Consider the following 21,373-nt stretch of genomic DNA (forward strand, 5'->3'; position numbering starts at 1 on the left):
TCACCCACGCCAATGGGGGTGCTCGAGCACGCATCGACCGGGGTACGGTACCCGCTGGCCTCGCGCATGTTGGTCGGCCGCTCCCATTCGTGCCAGCTGAGACTCTCGAGCCAGCAGGTCTCGGGGGTCCACGCCGAGCTCGCCTGGGACGGTGAGCGCTGGATCGTCCACGACCTCGGCAGCCGCAACGGGACCCACCTCGATGGGCAGCGGCTCTCGCCCGACCAGCGTGCCCCGCTCGCCCAGGGCTCGCTCGTCGTGTTCGGGACCGGAGACGAGCACTTCGTGCTGGTCGATGGCGCGCCCCCCGGCCTGGTGGCCATCGCCGACGACGGTCGCCTCGCGCATGCCATCGATGGCCTGCTGAGCCTGCCTTCCGAGGACGAGCCCGAGCTCACCGTCATCGAGCAGCGCGACGGTCGCTGGCGGCTCGAGACCACGGATGCTCAACGGTCGCTGAGCGACCAGGAGCCGGTCATGGCCGGAGGGACCCGCTGGCTCGTCCACCTGCCCGGCGCCGTGCAGCGCACCGCGGATGGCGGCGAGGAGCCGATGGCCGTCTCCAACGTGGAGCTGGAGTTCCAGGTCAGCCGCGATCAAGAGCACGTCAAGATGCGGGTCCACCATCAAGGGCGCAGCATCGGCTTGCGCCCGCGGGCGCACGACTTCTTCCTGCTCACCCTGGCCCGCGCGCGGATCGACGATCAGCGGCAGCCCGGCCTGCCCTCCGCCGAGCATGGCTGGGTCTACCGCCAGGATCTCGAGCGTCGCCTGCAGATCGATCGCAACCTGCTGAACCTGTGGATCTACCGCGCGCGGCGACAGTTCACCGATGCCGGGGTGGCCGACGTGGGGGATCTCGTCGAGCGCCGGCTCGATGCCGAGCAGCTGCGCATGGGGGTGTCGCGGCTGCGGGTGGTGCACGTGCTCTCGTGAGGCCCGGTCGCTACCAGGCTTCCGAGGCGCGCTCGTCGAAGAATCCTCCCGGCCAGCGGTCGAGGAAGTCGCCGCCGCCGCTCACCCGTAGGCGTCGGAACGCGACCCCGGAGGGGTCGTGGGTGACCTGGAGCACGCTGAGCCGTTCGGGCGAGAAGGATGGGAGAGCGTCGGTGGACTCGCCTTCGGTCGTTTGGCGGATGCGTCGGAGCACGCGAAGGATGAGATGCTCGCTATGGGTCTCGACCAGCAGCGTGCGGCGCCCTCCCCCGCGGGACGCCGCCTCGATGAAGAGATCGCCGAGCCCCACCTGGATCGCGGGGTGGACGTGGTTCTCGGGCTGCTCGAACAGCGAGAGCCCACCCTCGTTCGCCAGCGACGCAACGATCACGGGAAGGAGCTGCGAGATGCCCGCGCCGGCCTCGGCGGGAAGCATCGGCGCGCCCATCGGGCCGTGGAGCCGCAAGCGCTGGGTGGCGGGCAGGGGGCCGACCAGCGAGCGGGCGGTGGGGTCGACCAGCGACTGGGTGATCACGCGACAACCGGTGCCGAGCCGGGAGAGCCACTGGTTGGTCGGTGCGACGAGGGAGCGATCGGCGAGCAGGTGATCCCATGCCGCGAGACCATGAGCCCAGCTCGAGGACCGTCCCTCGTGCTCGTAGAGGAACTCTTGTGGGGGGATGGTGCGAAACGAGCTCACGTAGAGCATCGGGCGAAGGGCGTCCACGAGCTGGTTCGGGATACCCTGCACCACCATCTCGAGGAAGGCCTGGAGTGCGGCGAGCATGCTCGGGGCGCTCGTGCATGGAGCGGGTGGAATCACTCGCAGGGGCTCGCGTAGAGGGGGCAATGCGCTGCGGCGGGAACGCGACGACGCGAACACGAGCTGGCCTGGATGCTCGGGGCCGGCAATCGCGAGCGAGCGCCAGGCCCTCGCGACGCGCGGGCTTGCCTCGGCGAGCAGCGGGTGCTGGAGGTCGACATGGACATGGAGGGGCTCGCCGTCTTGGAGCGAGGGTCCCGCTTCGAGCCACACCACGGGCTCGGCGGTCGATGCCACGCCGATGGCCACGCGGTCGACGATCGGCTCACTGGAGGTCGAGGTGCCTCGCATGCGCACGGTGAGCTCGACCCAGGCCGAGTCGAGCTCGTCCTCCAGGTCGGGGAAGGGAAAGTCGTCGGTGGCGCTCCCAAGGCGGTCCAGGCCGCCGGGTGTCGTGAACTCGGCCCGGAGCACGATGGCCCGGGTTGGATCGCGCCCATGGACCAGGCGCGAGAAGCCCCCGAGCTCGACGCGCTCTCCCGCGACCATGGTGCGATCGACATCGGCGCGGCCGTGCTCGAGCAGCTCGAGCAGGTAGACGAGAGCGTCGAAGACGATGCCCTTGCCCACGCCGTCGCAACCCACCAGCAGCGTGAGCGGGGCGAGCTCGATGCGCTGGCGCTGGCCAATGGACTTGAACCCTTCGAGGTGGAGAGCGGTGAGCATGAGGCACGCGGATGGTCGGGGACGAGGGAAGGTGGGCTCGTCGAGACAGTGGCTCAAGGGCGCCGTCGCCCACGGATTGCTGCGGGCGTGTCGACGATTTCGAAGGTGCCGTCGTTGTCCGCATATTGCTTCCAGCGCCGCAGGTACTGGTCGCGGGAGAGCGCGACCAGGTCGTCGGTCTCGCCCTCCTTGCCGGTGTCGAGCCCGATGCCGAGCATGATCCCACCGAGCGGGGTCATCGCGTAGCGGTTGTGCAGCCGGTCGCCGCCCGGTTTCGCCTTCAGACGCACGAATCGCACGGTCACGGTCGAGGGGAGGAGCCTGGCCATCTTGGAGGCGTGCTCCTCGAAGAAGGAGAGCGAAGGCGTCACCGGGTTCTCTTTGGCGACTCCGCAGTGCACGTAGACCACGGCGCCGTGGTGCAGGCGCTGGCACAACGCGACCAGCACATCCCGGTGCCGTCGGTTCTCGGGTCCGAAGTGAGGATCGACGAGGTGCAGGGACGGACAACTGGACACCATGGACCCGAGCGCATCGGCAATTGCCTCGGCGGTGCGCGGTATGCTGATCCGAGACTCACAGCGCCAGCGGGGGTCGAAGGGATCGATCTCGCGGCTGTCGAGCACGGCCGGATGGCGGCGAGGATTCGCGGTGGCCAGGATGCCCCGGTAGGGTTGGCGCATGTGCTCCTGCACGGCGTTCTCGAGCCAGGGGCGGGTGCCGTCGTAGGTGAGGGCATCCGGACGGAAGTAGCGCTGCTCGGCGAACAGCGCGATCAGCTCGTCGGCCCGCTTTTGCTGGAGCTCGGTGAGGCCACGCGCCTGCATGTCGCGGTGGACCTCGCGCTTCCACTTGGGGAACGCGCGGATCTCGAGCAGAGCGCGTGGGGTGCCGAGGCCGAAGGATCCATGGATCAGGCGGTGCTCGCCCCCCTGCGCCCAGCCGGCCACCAACCGGGGGTCGACTGCATAGAGGTGGATCACAGCACTTCCTCCCGGCGCTCGGGAAAGAAGCCGCTGGGCCAGCGCTCGGACCAGTCGCCATCGGCGGTGGCATGGCGGCGGTAGATCCGGGTACCAAACGGCCCCTGCTCGACGCAGCTCACGCTGAGCTGATCGGGGGAGAACCCGGGACTGCCATCGGGCAGCTCACCGTCGGTGGTTTGACGGATGCGGCGGAGCACGCGGAGGATGAGGTGCTCGCTGTGGGTCTCGATCATCATGGGCCCTTGCCCGCCGTCGCGCAGGGCCGCCTCGATGAAGAGGTCGCCCAGCCCGACCTGGATGGCGGGGTGCACGTGGAGCTCGGGCTGCTCGATGAGCCCGGCTCGGGCGTGGAGGGCCGCGACCACGATGGGAAGGACCTGCGAGACGCCCGAACCCACCTCCGAGGGAAGCACCCGCGACCCGGCCTCGGTCTCGAGCAGGAGGCGACGCACGGCGCCATCGACGTTGTTGCGGGACCCCGTGGCATCGGCATTGGGGTCGAGCAGCTCCTGGACGACGACCTGACAGCCCGTGCCGAGGCGACGGAGCCATGCGTTGGTGCGTCGCACCAGGTCTTCGGAGCCCCTCGCGAGCAGGAGATCCCAAGCGGCGAGACCATCCGCCCAGCCGGTGGTGCGGCCCGGACGCTCGTGGAGGAAGCCACGTACGGGGATGGTACGAAGTGGACCAATGTAGTGCGTGGATTGCAGCGCCGTGACGAGCTGATGGGCGGTGCCGAGCACGACCATCTCGAGGAAGGTACGGATCTCGTCGGCGATGGCCGTGGTGGGAGGGTCGCCTCCTTGGGGCACGAGCACGCGAAGCGGCTCGTCGAGGGCAGGGAGCGCGCAGGGGCGATTGTTGGCCAGGGCGAACACGGGGAGGGGGTGGCGGTCGTCGAAGCCCAGGCCGCGGTTGGTGAGGGGCGCGTGGCCCTCGGTGGGATCATCAGAGTCCAGGCTCGAGGGTTCGGTGGGCACGAGGTCGGGCTCGGGCAGGGCCAATGCGCTCCAGGCTTCGGCGACCTCCGGTCCTGCGTGGGCGAGGATGGGGTGTCCGAGGTTGATGCGGGCGCGGAGCGGCTCGTGGGCGCGGAGGGTCGCGCCGGTCTCGAGCCACACCAGGGGCACGGGGGAGCCGACCACTCCGATCACGGCGCGGTCGATCAGGGGCCCGTGGAATGCCGCGGTGGTGCGCTTGCGGATGGTGAGCTCGAGCCAGGCCGCGCCGAGGTCGTCGTCGAGGTTGGGGAACGGGAAGCGGTCGAGATTGCGCCCGAATCGCTCGAGCGAACGCGGGGTGGTGAACTCGGCGCGGAGCACGATGGACCGGTGGGTCTCGTGCCGATGGACGAGTCGATCGAAGCCGCCGAGCTCGAGGGTGGAGCCGCCATGGTCGGTGCGATCGACATTGGCCGTGCCGTGGACGACCAGCTCGTGGAGGTAGAGGATGGCCTGGAGGATGGTGCTCTTGCCCGCGCTATTGGGCCCGAACAGGAGCGTGAGGGGGGCCAGGTCGATGGATTGGCGATCGGAGAAGCCCTTGAAGTTCTCGAGATGCAGAGCGGTCAGCATGGGGGTGCTCCTCTACGGCTGCGCGGGGTACGGGCGCAGGTGGGTACGATGAGAGGGGAGGCATCGGCCGCGGAGGTGCGGGAGCCGACGCCTCGGCGGCTACGAGGGAGTTGTAAGCCGGAGGAGCGAGGACGGCAATGGGTGAGAAAGTACCAGTCGGGGGGGAGGGGGCGGGGTGGGTGGGTCGGGAGGGTCCAGCCGGGGGGGGAGGTGGGGCCGGGAAAAGGGAGACGGACGGAATTGAAAGAGAAGCGTGGGCCGAGTCAGCAAGGGCCGCAGGTAGATGCTCAGTGCCTCGCGGCGCTGCTGACGGCCCATGCCCGTCGTCACGCTCTCGATGATTCCACGATGCACTCTTGCCGGTGTAGATCTTGGCTGCCACATGGATCTTGGATCACAAGATCGTCCGGCTGTCGCTCATGAGTGACCAAGTCGTATTAGATTTCCTTGATGGCCCGGTGAGGCTGCGAAAGGTCTGGCGTCAGCCCACCAGGGTGCGCTGCGTGAGCGAGGCGAAGAGTTGCTTGGAGTATGTGACCGTGGAGATCATTGTCAGAAGGGTCTTGCGGATCTGAGAATCAAGTTTGGCAAACGCTTCGATTAGAGCTGCTGGTGGCCGCATCACAGTATGAGACTTTAGATGGTTGACGGTGAGACCCTCTGTGTTCGCTCCTCTGGCTAGACCAAGCAACTTATGCTGTGCGATGCGCATGTGTGCTGCGATGAATGCGCTCTCGCCTGGGTTGCGAGGAATCAGTCCTTTTACGTCTTGGTTGAAGCACAGAGGGATCTGTGCGATGGACACAGGGAGACGCCTCATCAGGATCTTGCTCTTCACGACCACGAGGATCGTGCCGATCGTCACTAGTTGGGTGGTGGAATCGTTGATGGCTTGCTTCGACACGTGTTCCTCGGTGTCTGCCATCATGTCGCCCTTGAAGTCTTTGGCAGTGGCCCAGGGGATCTCGCCTTGGAAGTAGTCGGGGCGACTTCTGCTCGGGGTGCCACCTCCAATGATGTCCACGAGTTCCCCAAGCGGCTTGACCGGCCACCCCTTCGGGTTCGTCACCGGGTCGCCGAACATCTCCAGGAAGGTCGAGCGCAGGAGCTCCTCGGTGAGGGCGATGGCCTCCTTGCGCTTGCGCCGGATGGCGTCGGCCTTGTCGAGGATGTCGGCGATGCGGCGCTGCTCGGGGAGAGGGGGGAGGGGAATGGACAAGGACTCGAAAACACCCGATGGGAGTCGTTTCGTTCCATGGGTCGATGACTCGGTGCTTGCGAGTATCTTCGGCTCCATCCACCGTAGGTAGCGGGCAAGATAGCGCCCGTCGACGTTTGGCGCAGGGATCAATGCCTTGACGTCCTGGTTGAATGTGGACGGTCTCGTGGTAACGCCAACGCGGAACTCCCGCGCGAGGCTCATCCCTCGTACGACGAACAGGATTGTTCCCTCTGGTACGAGGGTGGTCCCGCCCTTGGTAGCGGTGGGGTGTACGTGTAGCTCAGTATCACTGAGCGTGAATGACCGGATTTCCTTCGAGCTGAACCAAGGGAGATTGCCACTCCAGAAATCTGGTCTTGACTTGTTTGGTGTCCCGCCCGAGCAGATCTCACCGCACTCTCGCAATGGCCGCGAAGACCAAGCGTTCTTGCTCACAGCATCCCCTCCAGTTCCCGCAGCTCCTTCGCAATCTCCTCCTCCAACGCCTTCAACCTCCCGATGATCACCTTCGGCGGGTCATAGGTGATCTCCTCGTGCACCACCTCCTTGTACCGATTGATCGACAGATCCCACCCGTTCCCCTCGATCTCCCCCACCGGCACCACGAAGTGCTTCTTCGTCCGATCCCCGTTCTTCCCCTTCCCCCGCTGCCTCCACCGCTTCAGGGCATCCGGCAGGTCATCCTCCTTCACGGGATCCCGCTTGTCGTCCAGCGAGAACCCATCGGCCTGCACGTCATAGAAGAACACCTGCTTGGTGCTCCCCCCCTTCGTGAACACCAAGATCGCCGTCGACACCCCCGCGTACGGCTTGAACACGCCCGAGGGCAGCGAGATCACCGCCTCCAGCTGATTCTCCTCCACCAGCTTCTGCCTCAACGTCCTGTGCGCCTTGCTGCTCCCGAACAGCACCCCATCGGGCACGATCGTCGCGCTCCTCCCCCCCACCTTCAACATCCGCAGCACCAGCGCCACGAACAACAGCTCGGTCTTCTTGGTCTTCACCACCCGCGTCAGCGACGGATGCACGTCGCCCTCGTCGAGGCTCCCCTTGAACGGCGGGTTGGCCAGGATCACGTCGAACCCATCCTCCGCCTGCCGGCCGAACCGGTCGGGAAACGAATTCGACAGCGTGTCCTGATAGTGGATCGCCGGGTTGCCCACGCCGTGCAGCATCAGGTTCATCGACGCAATCCGCAGCATCGTGGCGTCGAAATCGAACCCGTGGAACATCCGGCTCTGGATGTGCTCGCGGTGCTCCTCGAGCAGGTCCCCGCTGTACAGCACCCCGCCGTCCTCCCCCGCGAGCTTGCCTGCGTCCGAGGTGTGCTTCTCCAACAGGTACTGCATCACCCCCACCAGGAACCCGGCCGTGCCGCACGCTGGATCCCCGATCACCTCGCTTGGCTGCGGGTCCAGCACCTCCACCATGAACCGGATCACGTGCCGCGGGGTCCGAAACTGTCCATTGATCCCGGCGGTGGTCAGCTTGCTCAGCAGGTACTCGTAGAGATCCCCCTTGGCATCCCCCTCGGTGATCGGCAGCGCCTGGATCTGATTGACCGCCTCCACCAGCAGGCTCGGCTTCTGGATCATCAGCTGCGCGTCCTTCATGGACTCGCCGAAGGTCGTGCCGCTGCCACCGAGCTTGCGAAAGTGCGGAAACACCTGGTCCCGCACCACCACCAGCATCTCCTCGCCGGCGAGCTGGCGAAAGCTCCCCCACCGCCGTGGGTCGTCCTTGCCCGTGAACCTCCCCTGAAACCGCTTGCGGGTCCGGGCCGCCCTGCGCTCCTCGGTGGTCTCCATCACGTCGAGCAGGCGGGCGAACATCAAGAACGAGATCTGCTCGATGACGGTGAGCGGGTTGGTGATCCCGCCGGTCCAGAACTCGGTCCACAGCTTGTCGATCTGGCTCTTTTGCTGAGTGGTCAGGGTGCTCATGTCTGGGATGCCTCGTCGGCGCCGCCGTCACCGTCGTCGTCGGCGCGCAGCTCGTACTGGTCGATGATGGCGAAGAGCTCGTCCACGTCGTCGGGGTCGGCGAACACCCCCTCGATGCTCTCGGGATGCACCGTGGTGAACGGCGGCTCGTACACGCGCGCGACCTCGATCCCCCCGTTGTGGGCGATGTGGTTCTGCAAGAGCTGCAAGAGCCGAAGCTGCCGCGCGTCGAGCCGCGGATGCCGCTCCACGAACCCGGCGAATGCCCGCTCCACCGCGGCGACATCGAGGCCACACAGCCCCCGAAACACCTCCAGCCGCGAGCGCTCGCGCGGGGACTCGTCCTCCCCGTGCCGGTGCCCCACGGGCGACCGCAGCCGCTCCACGTCGGCATGCTCGTCGGCCTCGCGCAGCCGCTGCGCGAGCGCCTGCAGCTCGTCGTCCTCCACGCGCTGCCCCGCGCGCAGGCGTACCACGACCGCATCGTCGGCGTACTGCTCGCGCAACAGCTCCTGCACGCGCCGCTTGTACTCGACCCGGTGCAGCCCGTCGAGTCGGGGAACGTACGCCTCGCTGGTAAAGCCGGTATCGGTCACGTCGAGATAGAGCGGCGCGACCCGATCCATCGACCCGGTCTGCTGGTACCTCATGACCCCGCGCAGCTCCAGCCGGACCTCCTCGAGCGCGCGCACCTCCACCCCGGCCCAGAAGTCCCTGCTGCGCACTCGACCGATCGCCGCGGCCCGAGCCCGCACCTCCTCGAGGTTCTTGGGCAGCCGCTCCACCGCATCCTGCACGCGCCCCCGCAGGTCGTGCACGCTGGGAGCATCGGGACCGCCCCGGAGCACCTCGACCTGCAAGCGCGTCATCTGCAGGTCGAAGCCATGGGCATCCTCGTGCCGGCGAATGTCGCGCTGGCCCTGCAAGGGCCCGGCGATCGAGCGCAGGTCGGCCTGGGTCGGCGCCGCGAAGCGGCCCACCCGCTCCGGGTCGGCGAGCGCTTCGAGCTCTCGCCGCCGGTCTCGCACGACGAGGCTCTTGGTGTCGATCACCGCGCGCACGTCGGCCACCAAGAGCCCGGTCGCCAGCTCGAGCGCCGGGTCGTCCATGCGCTCGACGGCGACCGCGGCCAGCTCGATGCGCGCCTCGAACAGGCGCTGGAGCAGCGACTTGGGCGGAGCCCCGCGCTTGGGCTCGCGGTACTTCTCGTCGAAGTAGAAGAAGTTGTCGCCGTGGTCGAAGATGAGGAATTCCTGCTTGTCCCGCCCGGGCCCGAAGAGATCCGGGCACAGCCGCGTGCCGCGGCCGATCATCTGCCAAAACTTCACCTTCGAGCGCACCGGCTTGGCGAACACCAGGTTGACCACCTGCGGCACGTCGATGCCGGTGTCGAGCATGTCCACCGAGATCGCGATCGTCAGCGCGTGGGTCGGGTCCTTGAAGTCGTCGATGAGGTGCTCGGCGTGCGAGACCTTGGTGTCGATCACCTGGCAAAACGCGCTGCCGTACTGCGGGTAGGTCTGCTCGAACACCTTGGCCAGGTGCACGGCGTGCTCGTGGCTGCGCGCGAACACGATCGTCTTGCCCACGTGGCTGCCCGTGGCCTCGCGGATCCCCTCGTCCATCAGCGTGCGCCAGAGGCCCCGCGTGGTGTCGGCGTTGAACACCCTGGCGTCGAGGTCCTTGGCGTCGAGGTCGAGGTCCTCGGCGTCGGCCTGCTGCCGCTCGAGCTGCTGCCGCTGCTCCTCGCTCAGCGCCGACCACCGCAGGCCCTCTCGGCGAAACAGGCTCGTGCACTTGCGCACGCGGAAGTGCACGAGGTAGGGCGGCTGCCGCCCGATCGCGTCGTCGTAGTCGAACCTGGCGGTGGGCTTGCCTGGCTCGCAGCCGAACATCTCGTACGTGTCGTGGTCGGTCAGCTCCACCGGCGTGGCGGTGAGCCCCACCTGCAGCGCGTCGAAGTACAGGAACAGCACCCGGTAGTGATCATAGAGGCTGCGGTGCGACTCGTCGGCGATCACGAGGTCGAAGAACCCCACGTCGAAGTCCTCGTAGCACTGCATCATCGCGGGGTAGGTGGCCAGGTAGATGCGCTTGTTGCGGTCGTGGGCGGTGTCGCGGCTCACCACCACCCGCGGCTCGCCGGGCATGAACTCCTTGAACACGCCATCGGCCTGCTTGCGCAGCTCCCTGCGGTCACACAGGAACAGGATGCGCTTGACCCAGCCGGCGCGCATCAGCACGTCGCACAGCGAGATCGCCACGCGGGTCTTGCCGGTGCCGGTGGCCTGCACGATCAAGGCCTTGCGATGGTTGTCGCCGAAGCGGTCGCACACCTGCTGCACCGCCTCGAGCTGGTACATGCGATCGGCGATCGCCAGCTTGGGCTCGACCTGCGACAGCGGCTTGCGGAACGTCCGCTGGTGCACGAGGTACTCGAGGCTGTCCTTGGCATGGAACCCGTAGACCTTGCGCTTGGGCTGGCCCTGGGCGTCGTCCCACAGCATCACGTCCACGCCGTTGGTGTAGAAGATCACCGGGCGCTGCCCGTGCTCCTGCTCCAGGCACTGCGCGTAGAGCCTGGCCTGCGCGGAGGCGACCTCGGCGTCCTTGGACACGCGCTTGGCCTCGACCAGCGCCAGCGGCTTGCCGTCGTCGCCCCACAGCACGTAGTCGACGAAGCCCTCGCCGCTGTCGGTTCGCATGGTGGTGACCGGCACCTCCTGACCGACCTGCTGCGTGCTCTTGCCGTGTGCACCCACGTCCCAGCCGGCGGCGCGCAGCTCTTCATCGATCAGGCGTCGGCGGGTGGTCTTCTCGTCGAAGTGGAGGATCGAGGCCGACCGCTGGCCCAGCTCGAGCTTCTGCTGCTGCACCTGCCTGGTGGCGGCGCTGCCACCCGCCGGCGCGGTGGCCAGGCGCTCGAGCAGCTCGTTGCGCAGCGCGGCCAGGTTCGCCTCCTGCCTGGCCTCGGCCAGCCGCAGGTGCTCGAGCACCGCCTCCATGGTGGCGCCGGCATCGGGCGTGGGCGCGGGTGGTGCGAACGCAGCGGCTGCGTCGTTCGGGTCGCCGCCATCGAGCGTCAGGTGGAGCCAGCGGGCCACGTCGAACAGCTCCGCCAGGCACTCGAGCGCGCGCGTGGTGGTAAGCGGGCGCCTGGCATCGAGGTGCGCGGCATCGTTGCCCGCCTGCTTGATGAGCTGGAGCTTGTCGCGGACCACCTGCGGCACCGAGGCCTCGAACGGTGCCGACGTCATGCGGGCATTGAGGTGGTTGGGCACCGGGCGCAGCGCGTAGGCGTCGTAGATCATCGCCACCACGTGCTCGACGAAGAGCCGCTGCTTGGTGAGCGAGCCACCGGGATCGGGATGGGCGTAGCGCTCCGCCAACCCGGCGAGGTCGGCGAGTGCGGCCCGCTTGGTGCGCAGGAACTCGAAGCTCTGGCTCTTCATCGGAGGGACCGCGATGCTCGCACGGAAGGGAAGCCCGGACCTGCATGGCTGATCGCTGCCGGCTCGGGTCCTGGGATCGCAAGGCGCGGCGACCGTGGTGCAGCGCTCGGTGCATGCGCAGCTACCGCACGAGCCGAGACCGAGGGCAGCGATGCCCCCGAGCGCAGCGGGCAACCTCCAGGCTGCCGCGCCCTCGAGCCCATCGCGCCCGCTCCAACCAAAGAAGTGAGGGGCCCAGCCGGACCATTCCGGCTGGACCCAGGATAGCGCTTCGACTACGCCACCGCCGCCTCGGGCACGTCGGCCACGGGCAGCTCGGGCAGCGGTTGCTCGATGGGCTCGTCGTCGGCGCGGCTGGCCTCACCGGAGGCCGTCGGGGTGATGGAGCTGGGAGATCCGCTACAAGAACTTGCCCACCAGCGTCTTGAGCGTGGACAGCTGGTTGGAGGAGGCCGGCGTGGCCGATTCCGTCCCGCCGGAGGCGGCCGCGGCCGCACCCCCCTCGGTCGGCTTGCTCGCGTCGAGCTTCCCCGCCGCATTGAGCAGGGCGCCCGCGCTGCTGGCCCCACCGCCACCGGCCAGTCCACCAGCCATCCCGCCCACGCCCAGCTCTGGGGCAGCGACCATCATGGCCGCCTTGGCGGCCACCTGTCCCACCTCGGTGGCGAGGTCCGCGGCGACCTGAGTGTTCTCGGTCTCCTGTCGACCCGCATCCGTGGCCCCCTGGGCCGCCGTCTTCACGCTCTGTCCCGCCAGGCTCATGGTGGCGGCCGCATTGCTCATGTCGCGGAACATGTTGGCCATGGTCAACGTGCGCATCAGCGAGCCCATCGAGTTGTCGGCGGAGGTCGCCGCCGACTCGATCTCGCCCTGCAGATCCGGCAGATACATGTGAATCGCGTCCGGCTCGAGCCCGGAGGCCTTGATGTTGGTGAGCCAGTCCGCCGCACCGCGCGAGCCCGCGGTGAGCTTCTCGATCTCCGGCGGCATGATCTGGATCGGCGAGTCCTGCCAGTTCCAGAACCGGGTGATGTCGAGCTTCTCTGCGCTGTTGAAGCGGCCCGGCGTTGCCTCGGCGAACACCCCCCCCGTGGTCATCGGGACCGAGGTGATGCCGAGCCCCTCATCGCCCTGGGGCTCGTCGTGGTCGTCGAGATACTCCTCCTTGACCTCGTCGGTCGCGTCTCGATAGCCCCGCTTGCTCATCCAGGCCCAAAAGTCGCGGTCGAGGAGCTTGGTCGCGAGCAGCCAGTCGAGCTTCTTGCGCTCGTCCTCGAAGTGCCAGGGGAACGCCACGTAGTTGCCGAGGAACGCGATCGGCTTGGGCTCGAGGGTGGGGGCCACGGGCTTGCCCTTGTACGTCGCAGTCAGCAGCGCCTTCATCCAGTCGGCCTCGTCCATGCAGTACCAGATGGCCTGGCTATAGTAGAGGGCATTGTCCTTCATGTGCTGAATGGCCTCGGTGGAGTCCTTCTTGGACACCTCGACCCTCAGTGCCTCGTAGCCATACCAGTCGCCGGTGAGCGCGATGGTCTGCTCGTACTTGTCGGTTTGGGTGTCCTTTACGAAGTGATAGGTGAGCTTGAGCTGGTCACCCACGTGGCTGTAGTCGGGGTCGTAGAGCACCCTCGAGATCTGGCTGAGCGGTAGCTTGGTGTTCTCGAACACCGTGCCGGTCTTGCTGCCCTGGCCGTCCCCGGCCAGCTCATCGGCGTACCACCACCAGTACCAGCTCCAGGATCCGCTGTTCCAGTGGGTTCCGTCGCGGAGCATCAGCTGGATCCCGTCGATGATGCCGGAGCCGCCCAGATCGAAGTCGATCTTGGCGAGCAGCGGATCGGTGAACGCGACCTCGTGCAGCCGATTGCCCTGCGCGTCGACGAGCGTGACGGTGTGCCCGGCCCGCCACGACGACTCGTCGGCCTCCGACAGCGCCTTCTTGATGTTCTCGTCGAGCGCCACCGCCTCGAGCACCCGCCGGTACTTGAGGATGACGTGCGGATCGCTGAAGTCGAAGATCTTCAGGGGGACGAAGATGCAGCGCGTGTACTGCCGGGCCCGGCTCTCCACCCGGTAGTTCTGGACGACCTCGTAGTACTGCACCGTGAGCGCGTGCATGTGGTTGTAGTTGGCCACCACCCGCGTCGAGATCGTCTCGTCCTCGAGCTGGTGGGTCTCCTCGATCACCGCCGTTCGGCTGCGCCGCTGGGCGTTGGCGTGCTGGTGGGTGGAGGTGTTGATGTTGCGGTTCATGCTCGTGGACAGGTGCCGCATGCTGTCGGTCCGCGACACGTTGGTGGTGACGCTGTCGCGATGGGACCGGGAGGTCGAGCTGCCGAAGCCGAGCAGCCGCGCGAAGAAGCTGCCCGAGCTGCTCGACTGGCTGGCGTGGCTCTCGGTCTCCGTGCGAGTCGAGCCGTACTGGGTCTCGTCGGCGACGGCGTTGGTGACCTCCGCCACGCTGCGCTGCAAGGAGTCGTCGGAGCTCAGGACTTCGGTCTGGGTGTCGGCATCCTCCCGGGTCCCCTTGCCCCGGCGCGACCAGTCGGTGAACGCCAGCCGGGTCACCTCGCCCGGGGCCAGCGCCACGCTGTGGAGCAGCAGCCCCAGGGTGATGCCCTGGTTGAACCATGTCTGCTCCGTGGTCACGCGGACCCCCTCGGCCGCGCACGTGAAGCCGTCGTCCAGCAAGGAGGTGGAGAACAGGTCGAGCTGGCCCGCCTGACCGAGATCGACGAGCGTGTTCGATCCGGGAGGTCCGCCGGCCGCAGGCGGGGGAGTGGCTCCGGCCGCAGGCGGGGGAGCCGTCGGGACGGTGGTCGGTCCCGTGCTGTCACCGTCGCTCAGGTCGGTGTCGAGCAAGAAGGTCGCGTGGTAGAACGCCTTCTCGTCCGGCGCGTCGCCCATTCGCACCATGAGGTCGGAGGGCTGCTCGGGATCGACGAGCTCGCGGTGTGCAGCGCCGCTGTCGCCCAGGCCGAAGGTCTCGTTGAACAGCCCCTTGGCGGTCTGGAACGGGGGCCACACGGCCAGCTCCCGGATCGTCTCGATGTCGAGGGCTTGCTTGAGCGCGGGCGCGGCCGTGTCGGTGGAGAAGCTCAGCTGCTCGAGCCCCCGATCGGCCAGGCCGAGGGTGCTGCCGGGCTCGCGTGGATCGGGCCGCAAGGCATCCGCCGGCACGAAGCCGTGCTCGCGGTACTCCGCGGTGATCGAGCCGTCGGGATCGGAGATGTCCAGCGCCTGGTTGAAGACCCGCGACGTGGCCAGGTCGAAGATGCTCTGGGCGTGGAGCTCGTCGCGCAGGATCGCGGCGACCTCCGGGCGGACCCCGAGCAGCTGATCGACGCCGGCCTGCAGTAGATCGCGCCCCCGAAGTGAAGCGGATGCGCTCTTGACGAATCGAACGAGATTGGAGCTTGTCATGGTGATCCTCGCTGAAGGGCTGGGAGCCGGGCTCGAGCGACCGAGTCGTGCCTCAGGTTTCCTCCGTACCGGTTGCGGCGTCCTGGGTCTTGGGCGCTGCCTTGCTGGCCGCGCTGGCCGACGCGGTCGACTTCCACTGCCCGAGGATGCGCCGGAGCACCTCCTGCTTGGCGTCGTCCGTGGTGTCGGTGCCAGTGCCCACGTCGGTGCCGGTGCCGGCGTCCGTGCCGGGGGTCGCGGCCGCTGCGGCCGGTGCTTGGTCGGCCTCCGCAGCCACGTTCATCGCCGCGCCCGCATTGGTGAGGTTCTGGGTCCCAACGCTCCCGGCCACCGAGCCCACGACGGACTTGACCATGTTCGCGAACATGGCCATGCGCTGGCCGAGCTGCTTGCCGGACTCGGTGGCTCCCTCCTGGGCCGATTGCAGCGCCTGCCCGGCCAGTGCCGCCGTGCCAGCGCCGTTGCTCATGTCGCGGAACATGGTGGATGCGGCCAGGGCAGCGAGCATGGCCTCGGTGCCCCCGCCCTGGGCCGCGGCCTTGCCGGCGGTGGGCGCCTGGGTGTGCAGGTGGATCGCCTGGGGTGCGAGCCCGCTGGCCTTGAGGTCTGCGAACAGCTCCTTCGAGCCGCGCTGCCCGGCCTTCACCGGATTGATCTCCGGTGGGACCAGCGGGATCGGCGAGTCCTTCCAGTTCCAGAACCGGGTCAGATCCAGCTTCTCGGCGCAGTTGGAGCGCCCGAGCACCGCCTCGGTGAACACGCCCCCGGTGGGGATCGGCAGCGTCATCTCCTTGCGTCCTTCGTCACCCTGGATGTCGACGTGCTCTTGCAGGTAGGCCTGCTTGACGGCGTCGGTGATCTGGGCATGCCCCTTGCGCGCCATCCAGCGCCGGAAGTCCCGGCGCAGGAGCTTGGACTCCAGCAAGAAGTCGAGCCGCTTGGCGTTGTCGTTGAAGCTCCAGCGAAACGCGACGTAGTTGGCCACCATCATGATCGGGGTCGGGATCAGCGTGGCGCCGACGGGCTCGCCCCGGAACTGGATGCTGCGTAGCGCCCTCATCCAGTCGGTCTCGTCGAGGCTGTTCCAGATGGCTCGGCTGTAGTAGAGGGAATTCTCGTTGAGGTGGCGGATCGTCTCGCCCTCTCCGCCCACCATCCCGTGCCGGACGTAGAAGACCCACCAGTCGTTGTACTGACCGACACTGGTCCACTGACCCGGGGTGAGCCCATACGTGAATCGAACGACCTGCTCACCACTCCTGAACTCGAGAGTGATGGTAGTATAAGTGTTATAGCTGCAAGCCCGCACCTTGACGTCGGTAATGGACGAAGCCGAGATGTCGTAGGTCTTCTCGCCGGTGCCCATGCCCCCGCAGTTCCACCAATTGTCGCCGATGCCCTGTTGGCGGACGACGATCTCGGCCATCGCATGCCCGCTGAAGGAGATCTTGGTCAGCTTGGCGTCCGATAGTGTGAGCGTGAACAGGCTGCGCCCGGTCCGCTGCTCGTACACCGTCGACGTGGAGACATGCGGGTGATCCAGCCAGTCTGCCTCGGTCGCCTTGGCCGCCTTCAGCTTCTTGGCCACCGCCTCGGTCAGCGCGACCCGCTCCAGGATCTTGCGGTACTTCTTGATGACCCGGTAGTCCCTGAAGTCGAACGGCTTGAGGGGTACGAACACGCAGCGCTCGAAGTTGGTCGCCCGGGTGACCACGCGGTAGTTCTGCACGACCTCCCAGTACTGGATGGAGAGCGCGTGCATGTGGTTGTAGTTGGTGACGACCCGCGTGGAGAGGCTCTCCTCGTCACGCTCGAGGGTCTCCTTGACCACGGCCGCGTTGCGCGAGCGCACCGAGCTCGACTGCTGATGGGTGGCGGTGGAGACGTTCTGGTTGACCCGCCCCGAGAGATTGCGATTGCCACTACTTTGGTTGTACGAGGTCGCCAGGCTGTGGTTGGTGGAACTCGATCCCGAGGAGCCCGGCATGAACAAGGCGATCGCCGGCATGATGCTGAAGCCCCCGGCCGATCCCCCCTTCTGCGTCGCATCGCTCGAGCTGGTCACCTTGGAGTAGCCCTGCTGCGTCTCCCGGGCGACGGCATCGGTGATCTCGGTGAGCAGGTGGCTGGCCGAGGTGTCGGCGGTGGAGTCCTCTTCTTGGTCGACGGCCTCGTCGCGCCGCCCCGCGTCGAGCTTGCGAAAGCTCGAGACCGCCACCCGCGTGCTCTCGCCGGGGGCCAGCGGCAGGCTGTGCAGTAGCTGCCCCAGCGTGACGCCCTGGCTGTACCAGGACTGCTCGCTGGTCACGAGCACCCCTACCGCGGGCTTGGTGAACCCGCCGATCTGCAGCGCGGTCTGCATCACATCCAACTGCCCCTCATCGGACAGTGACGTCATGACGACCGTGGGGATCCCATTGCCGGGTTCCTCGGCGGCCGCCGGGGCGGGGGTGGCTCCCGCCGGGGCCGGGGCCGGGGCCGCTGCCGGGGCCGGAGCCGCGGGCGTGGCGGCGGCCAGGATCTCGTCGTCGGTCAGATCGCTATCGATCATGTGCAGCGAGGTGAAGTAGGCCCGCTGCGTCGGGTACGTGCCGGTGACCGGGACCAGCTCAGCCGGCATCTGTGGGTCGGGCCGGGCGATCTGCGGTAGATCGCCGTCGCCACCGCCGTAGGTCTTCTTGAGGATGGCCCGCGCGGTGTGGAACGGCGACCACAGCGCGACGTCGCGGATCGACTCGGCGTGGAGCGTCTGGCCGAGCTTGGCGGCGGTGTCCTTGCTGCGGAATCTGAGCCGCGACAGCGGCTGCTCTCCCGCATCGATCGCGTGGTCCCGGTCCCGCGGGTCTACCGACGACAGGAGGTCGGAGGGCACGAATCCGCGCTGGGTGTACTCGGCCTCGAGCGTCCCGTGGGGATCGATGAGGTGCAGGGCCCGGCCGAATTCCGGGGAGGTTGCGAGGTCGTAGATGCTCTGGATGTGCATCTCGTCGCGCAGCAAGGCTGCGGCCTCTGCGGTAACCCCCAGGATCTGATCGACACTGGCCTCGAGCAGGGCGCTTCCTTGCAAGGACGCCGCGCTGCTCGTGACGAGGTTGGCATACGAATACGATGAGCTGGTCACGGTCATGAGGGTTCCTCGCCGCGGCGAGAGTGGCAGCGAGCCCGAGGCGGATCAACTCGAATCGGCGCCTCGGCGATTTCAGTGGATTTCATGAGGGTTCATTCGCGGTCACAGAGGCTCGGACACTCTGGCGAATCGGTAGACGAACGGCGTTTGGTGACGCGCTGGAACGAAAGGCGACGGTGGAGCTGATGAAGGTCCTCGCACGAGCATCGCGTCGTTCCAAGACGGTGGCATGAAAGAGCAATTTGCCCCCGGCGAGCGGATGGTTGGGCCGTCCGGTGGATGGGGGGATCACCGATTCATCGGGCATGCACGCTCGCGGCGGTGGGAGCGGCCACCGCCTGCGGACCGGGGGAGCTGGCGACCGTGCGTGAGGGCAGCGGGCGGGCGGTGGCGCAGGCTTGCATCGAAGGGGCCGAGCGGTCCGAGCGGACTGCGACGGCGGCAGGAGCGAACGCGAGGGCTTGCAGTGGTGAGGTGCTTCCGACGTGCTCGCCCGGATGGACGGGGCCCGGGTGTGACTGGCCGTGTGATGGTGCGGAGTGCGGCTTTGCGTCGTACTGCCACGGGGACGGGCGTACGTGGGGGCTCGCGGCCTTCGGGGCGCGGCTGTTCGAGGCCAGCCCGAAGCTCGAGGACGAGGTACTGCATGCGCTCTTCGAACAGTTCGTGGTCGAGCATCCCGAGGACGTAGGGCTCGCGGCGGGCGAGATCTGCGCTGCGACGCCGCCCTATGTGTGCACGCCGATGAACCTTCCGCCGGGGCTGTCGGCGAGCGATGCCTTCATGCCGGCGTTTCTCTATGCCTTGCGCGTCGATGCGAACTCCTTCCGCCAATTCATCGACGCATTCGCGACGCAAGTGTCGTGCAACCTCGGCGCTGCGGTGTGTGATGCTGCGGAGGGTGCCGACGTGACGGGCGCGACGGACGTCGGCAACGACGTCACCGGGGCTGGAGTCACCGAAGGCGACGCCACGGGTGGCGGTGGTGTGATCGATGACGGCGGCGGCTGTGAATGCAGCGCGGCATCGAATCGCGGAGCCGACCTCGCCCCGGCATGCCTCGGATTGCTCGCGCTCATCGGATGCTGGGACCTCCACGACGGAGGAAAGCGGCTCGGAGAATGGCGCCACGGAGACGATGGGAGGGCCGCTACCACAGTGGGCACTCGGCGTCTTCAGTAGCTCGGTCGAGGAGGTCGGAATGTCGTTCTCGGACAACCCCTACTGGTGGAGCAGTGTCGAGATCTCACCGACGGGGAGCTTCTTCTACGACCTCTACGTCTGCTCGGAGCACCAAGAGCGCCAGGAGTTCCGCTGGACATTGGCCGAGGACGGACGGAGCTTGAGCATTCAACCGGTTCCTCCTGCCGAGGTGTTCGTGTACGCCAACGGCAATCGAGTCTCCGAGGTCATCGTCGAGCCTGGCGACTCCTGTGATGCTCTCGCCATCCGCTCCTTTCACGTCGAAGCGATGACGTGGATCGAAGGCGAGTACCACCGCGGCAACGTGTGCGCCCGAGCCACCGCCCCCGACGGCTGCACGTTCACCTTCGAATGGTGCGATGGCACATCGCCACCTCCGTGCGAATGAGAGGAGTCGAGCGCGCGTGGTGAGGCCGCTGCTTGGTCAGCGAGCCGCCGGGATCGGGATGGGCGTAGCACTCCGCCAACCCGGCGAGGTCGGCGAGTGCGGCCCGCTTGGTGCGCAGGAACTCGAAGCTCTGGCTCGTCATCGGAGGGACCGCGATGCTCGCACGGAAGGGAAGCCCGGACCTGCATGGCTCATCGCTGCCGACTCGGGTTTTGGGATCGCAAAGCGCGGCGACCGTGGTGCAGCGCTCGATGCATGCGCAGCTACCGCACGAACCGAGACCGAGGGCAACGCGCAGCCTCGAGGGTGGTGGAACCGCTGAGGCGCATCGGTGCGGGCAGCCTCGAGGGTGGTGGAACCGCTGAGGCGCATCGGTGCGGGCACCCTCGAGGTTGCGCGAACCGATGCACCCCAGCGCAGCGGGCAGCCTGGAGGTTGCTCGAACCGATGGGACCCATCACACCGAGCAACCTCCAGGCTGCCTCGACCGATATACCCCAGCGATCTGGGCAGCCCAGAGGTTGCCCGCACCGATGCCCCCGAGCGCAGCGGGCAACCTCCAGGCTGCCCGCGCCCTCGAGCCCATCGCGCCCGCTCCAACCAAGAAAGTGAGGGGCCCAGCCGGACCATTCCGGCTGGGCCCCTCGGCCCCTCAATCATCTCACCAACCTAGGATAGCGCTGCGGCTACGCCACCGCCGCTTCGGGCACGTCGGCCACGGGCAGCTCGGGCAGCGGTTGCTCGACGGGCTCGTCGTTCTCGTCGTCGGCGCGGCTGGCCTCACCGGAGGCCGGCGCCCGCCGCATGCGGAGGATCGGCTCGAGCTGCTTCTTGGCCGCCTCGACCGAGGCCTCGTCGCGCTCGTCCATGGTGCCGATCACTCCGCGGGCGTAGCTGACGATGGCGGCCTGCAGCTCCCGCAGCGGCTCGGCCACGCGTGTGGGCTCGGGTGCATCCTCCTTGGCCTTGGTGATGCCCAGCGCCCGGCCGTAGTCGGCATGGGCCTGCTGTAGGCCCTCGAGGTACTTGCCGCCCACCAATTCGGCGAGCTCGTCCTCGAGGTCATCGGCTCGCAGCCGCACCAGCCGACGCTCACTCTCGGCCCACTGCTCGTGGAACGGCAGCGTGAGGAAGTCGAGCCCGGTGGGGAACAGCAGCTCCAGGAACCGCTGGGCTCGCGGGGAATCGTCGTCGCCGAACTGCACGCTGCTGTCGAGCCGCGAGCGGACCGAGCCCCAGCGGCGATCGAGCACCAGGTCGATCGGACGCAGGCGCTGGGCGGGTGCCGCTCGCTGGAGGTCGATCCACGCCGCCTGCAGTCGCTCGGCCTGCGTGCGGAGCCAGGCCAGACGCCTGGCCACGGCCTTGGTGGGGCGCGACGGGGCGGCGGAGAGCAGCGCTCGCGACAGGCTCAACGTGGCGCGCGCGCTGCGGGTGGAGAGGGTGGTGTACTGATCCGGATCGAACATCGGGGGCATGCAGGTCCTGCTGGCGGTGCACGACGATGCACGCATGTGTGCACCTTCGTGACCGGGTGTGGGCTGGATGGGTGCGAGGCGGTGGACCTCGCGCCTGGCCAGTAAAGGGCCTCACCGGGCAAGTGCAAGCTGAATCTGCGCTCGCAGAGCGT

The 21,373-nt window shown here is 67.7% G+C and carries 12 protein-coding genes; 3 read left to right on the forward strand and 9 right to left on the reverse strand.

Features of this window, described 5'->3' with window-relative positions:
* The first annotated feature begins 12 nt into the window (after positions 1 to 12).
* Entirely contained in the window at positions 13 to 936 is a 924-nt protein-coding gene (locus OEB96_RS38720; RefSeq protein ID WP_266221930.1) for an FHA domain-containing protein, read from the forward strand.
* Between the two features lie 10 nt (positions 937 to 946).
* Here the strand turns inward: OEB96_RS38720 and OEB96_RS38725 are convergent, their stop codons facing one another.
* The 8 genes from OEB96_RS38725 to OEB96_RS38760 form a co-directional block, all read right to left on the reverse strand.
* Entirely contained in the window at positions 947 to 2,425 is a 1,479-nt protein-coding gene (locus OEB96_RS38725) for an AAA family ATPase (protein ID WP_266221931.1), read from the reverse strand.
* A gap of 53 nt (positions 2,426 to 2,478) precedes the next feature.
* The gene (locus OEB96_RS38730; RefSeq protein ID WP_266221932.1) at positions 2,479 to 3,408 is read right to left on the reverse strand and encodes a hypothetical protein; all 930 of its coding nucleotides are present in this window, start codon (positions 3,406 to 3,408) and stop codon (positions 2,479 to 2,481) included.
* The gene (locus tag OEB96_RS38735) at positions 3,405 to 4,985 is read right to left on the reverse strand and encodes an AAA family ATPase (protein WP_266221933.1); all 1,581 of its coding nucleotides are present in this window, start codon (positions 4,983 to 4,985) and stop codon (positions 3,405 to 3,407) included. Before OEB96_RS38735 ends, OEB96_RS38730 begins: the two co-directional genes overlap by 4 nt.
* A 481-nt stretch (positions 4,986 to 5,466) precedes the next feature.
* Complete coding sequence (locus OEB96_RS38740) at positions 5,467 to 6,642, reverse strand: restriction endonuclease subunit S (RefSeq protein ID WP_266221934.1); 1,176 nt, start codon at positions 6,640 to 6,642, stop codon at positions 5,467 to 5,469.
* The gene (locus tag OEB96_RS38745; protein ID WP_266221935.1) at positions 6,639 to 8,150 is read right to left on the reverse strand and encodes a type I restriction-modification system subunit M; all 1,512 of its coding nucleotides are present in this window, start codon (positions 8,148 to 8,150) and stop codon (positions 6,639 to 6,641) included. The genes OEB96_RS38740 and OEB96_RS38745 overlap by 4 nt, the downstream gene beginning before the upstream one ends.
* Entirely contained in the window at positions 8,147 to 11,602 is a 3,456-nt protein-coding gene (locus OEB96_RS38750) for a DEAD/DEAH box helicase family protein (RefSeq protein WP_266221936.1), read from the reverse strand. The genes OEB96_RS38745 and OEB96_RS38750 overlap by 4 nt, the downstream gene beginning before the upstream one ends.
* A 399-nt stretch (positions 11,603 to 12,001) precedes the next feature.
* A complete protein-coding gene (locus OEB96_RS38755; RefSeq protein WP_266221937.1) occupies positions 12,002 to 15,025 on the reverse strand; it encodes a hypothetical protein in 3,024 nt (1,007 codons plus the stop codon).
* Between the two features lie 52 nt (positions 15,026 to 15,077).
* The gene (locus tag OEB96_RS38760; RefSeq protein ID WP_266221938.1) at positions 15,078 to 18,146 is read right to left on the reverse strand and encodes a hypothetical protein; all 3,069 of its coding nucleotides are present in this window, start codon (positions 18,144 to 18,146) and stop codon (positions 15,078 to 15,080) included.
* 480 nt (positions 18,147 to 18,626) lie between these two features.
* Here OEB96_RS38760 and OEB96_RS38765 point away from each other — a divergent pair, with 480 nt between their 5' ends.
* Both OEB96_RS38765 and OEB96_RS38770 read left to right on the forward strand, forming a co-directional pair.
* On the forward strand, positions 18,627 to 19,334 hold the full coding sequence (locus tag OEB96_RS38765) for a hypothetical protein (RefSeq protein ID WP_266221939.1): 708 nt from the start codon (positions 18,627 to 18,629) through the stop codon (positions 19,332 to 19,334).
* A 19-nt stretch (positions 19,335 to 19,353) separates the two neighbouring features.
* Entirely contained in the window at positions 19,354 to 19,743 is a 390-nt protein-coding gene (locus OEB96_RS38770) for a hypothetical protein (protein ID WP_266221940.1), read from the forward strand.
* A 686-nt stretch (positions 19,744 to 20,429) separates the two neighbouring features.
* On the opposite strand, the gene OEB96_RS38775 is transcribed toward OEB96_RS38770, so the two are convergent.
* A complete protein-coding gene (locus OEB96_RS38775) occupies positions 20,430 to 21,212 on the reverse strand; it encodes a hypothetical protein (RefSeq protein WP_266221941.1) in 783 nt (260 codons plus the stop codon).
* Positions 21,213 to 21,373: the final 161 nt, after the last annotated feature.

Source organism: Paraliomyxa miuraensis (genome assembly GCF_026337845.1).
GTDB lineage: Bacteria > Myxococcota_A > Polyangia > Nannocystales > Nannocystaceae > Paraliomyxa > Paraliomyxa miuraensis.

Bases quoted from the DNA above. Each gene is read 5' to 3' on its own strand.
- OEB96_RS38720 (WP_266221930.1), top strand. From the start codon at position 13: ATGGGGGTGCTCGAGCACGCATCGACCGGGGTACGGTACCCGCTGGCC.
- OEB96_RS38725 (WP_266221931.1), bottom strand. From the start codon at position 2,425: ATGCTCACCGCTCTCCACCTCGAAGGGTTCAAGTCCATTGGCCAGCGC.
- OEB96_RS38735 (WP_266221933.1), bottom strand. From the start codon at position 4,985: ATGCTGACCGCTCTGCATCTCGAGAACTTCAAGGGCTTCTCCGATCGC.
- OEB96_RS38745 (WP_266221935.1), bottom strand. From the start codon at position 8,150: ATGAGCACCCTGACCACTCAGCAAAAGAGCCAGATCGACAAGCTGTGG.
- OEB96_RS38750 (WP_266221936.1), bottom strand. From the start codon at position 11,602: ATGAAGAGCCAGAGCTTCGAGTTCCTGCGCACCAAGCGGGCCGCACTC.
- OEB96_RS38755 (WP_266221937.1), bottom strand. From the start codon at position 15,025: ATGACAAGCTCCAATCTCGTTCGATTCGTCAAGAGCGCATCCGCTTCA.
- OEB96_RS38770 (WP_266221940.1), top strand. From the start codon at position 19,354: ATGTCGTTCTCGGACAACCCCTACTGGTGGAGCAGTGTCGAGATCTCA.
- OEB96_RS38775 (WP_266221941.1), bottom strand. From the start codon at position 21,212: ATGTTCGATCCGGATCAGTACACCACCCTCTCCACCCGCAGCGCGCGC.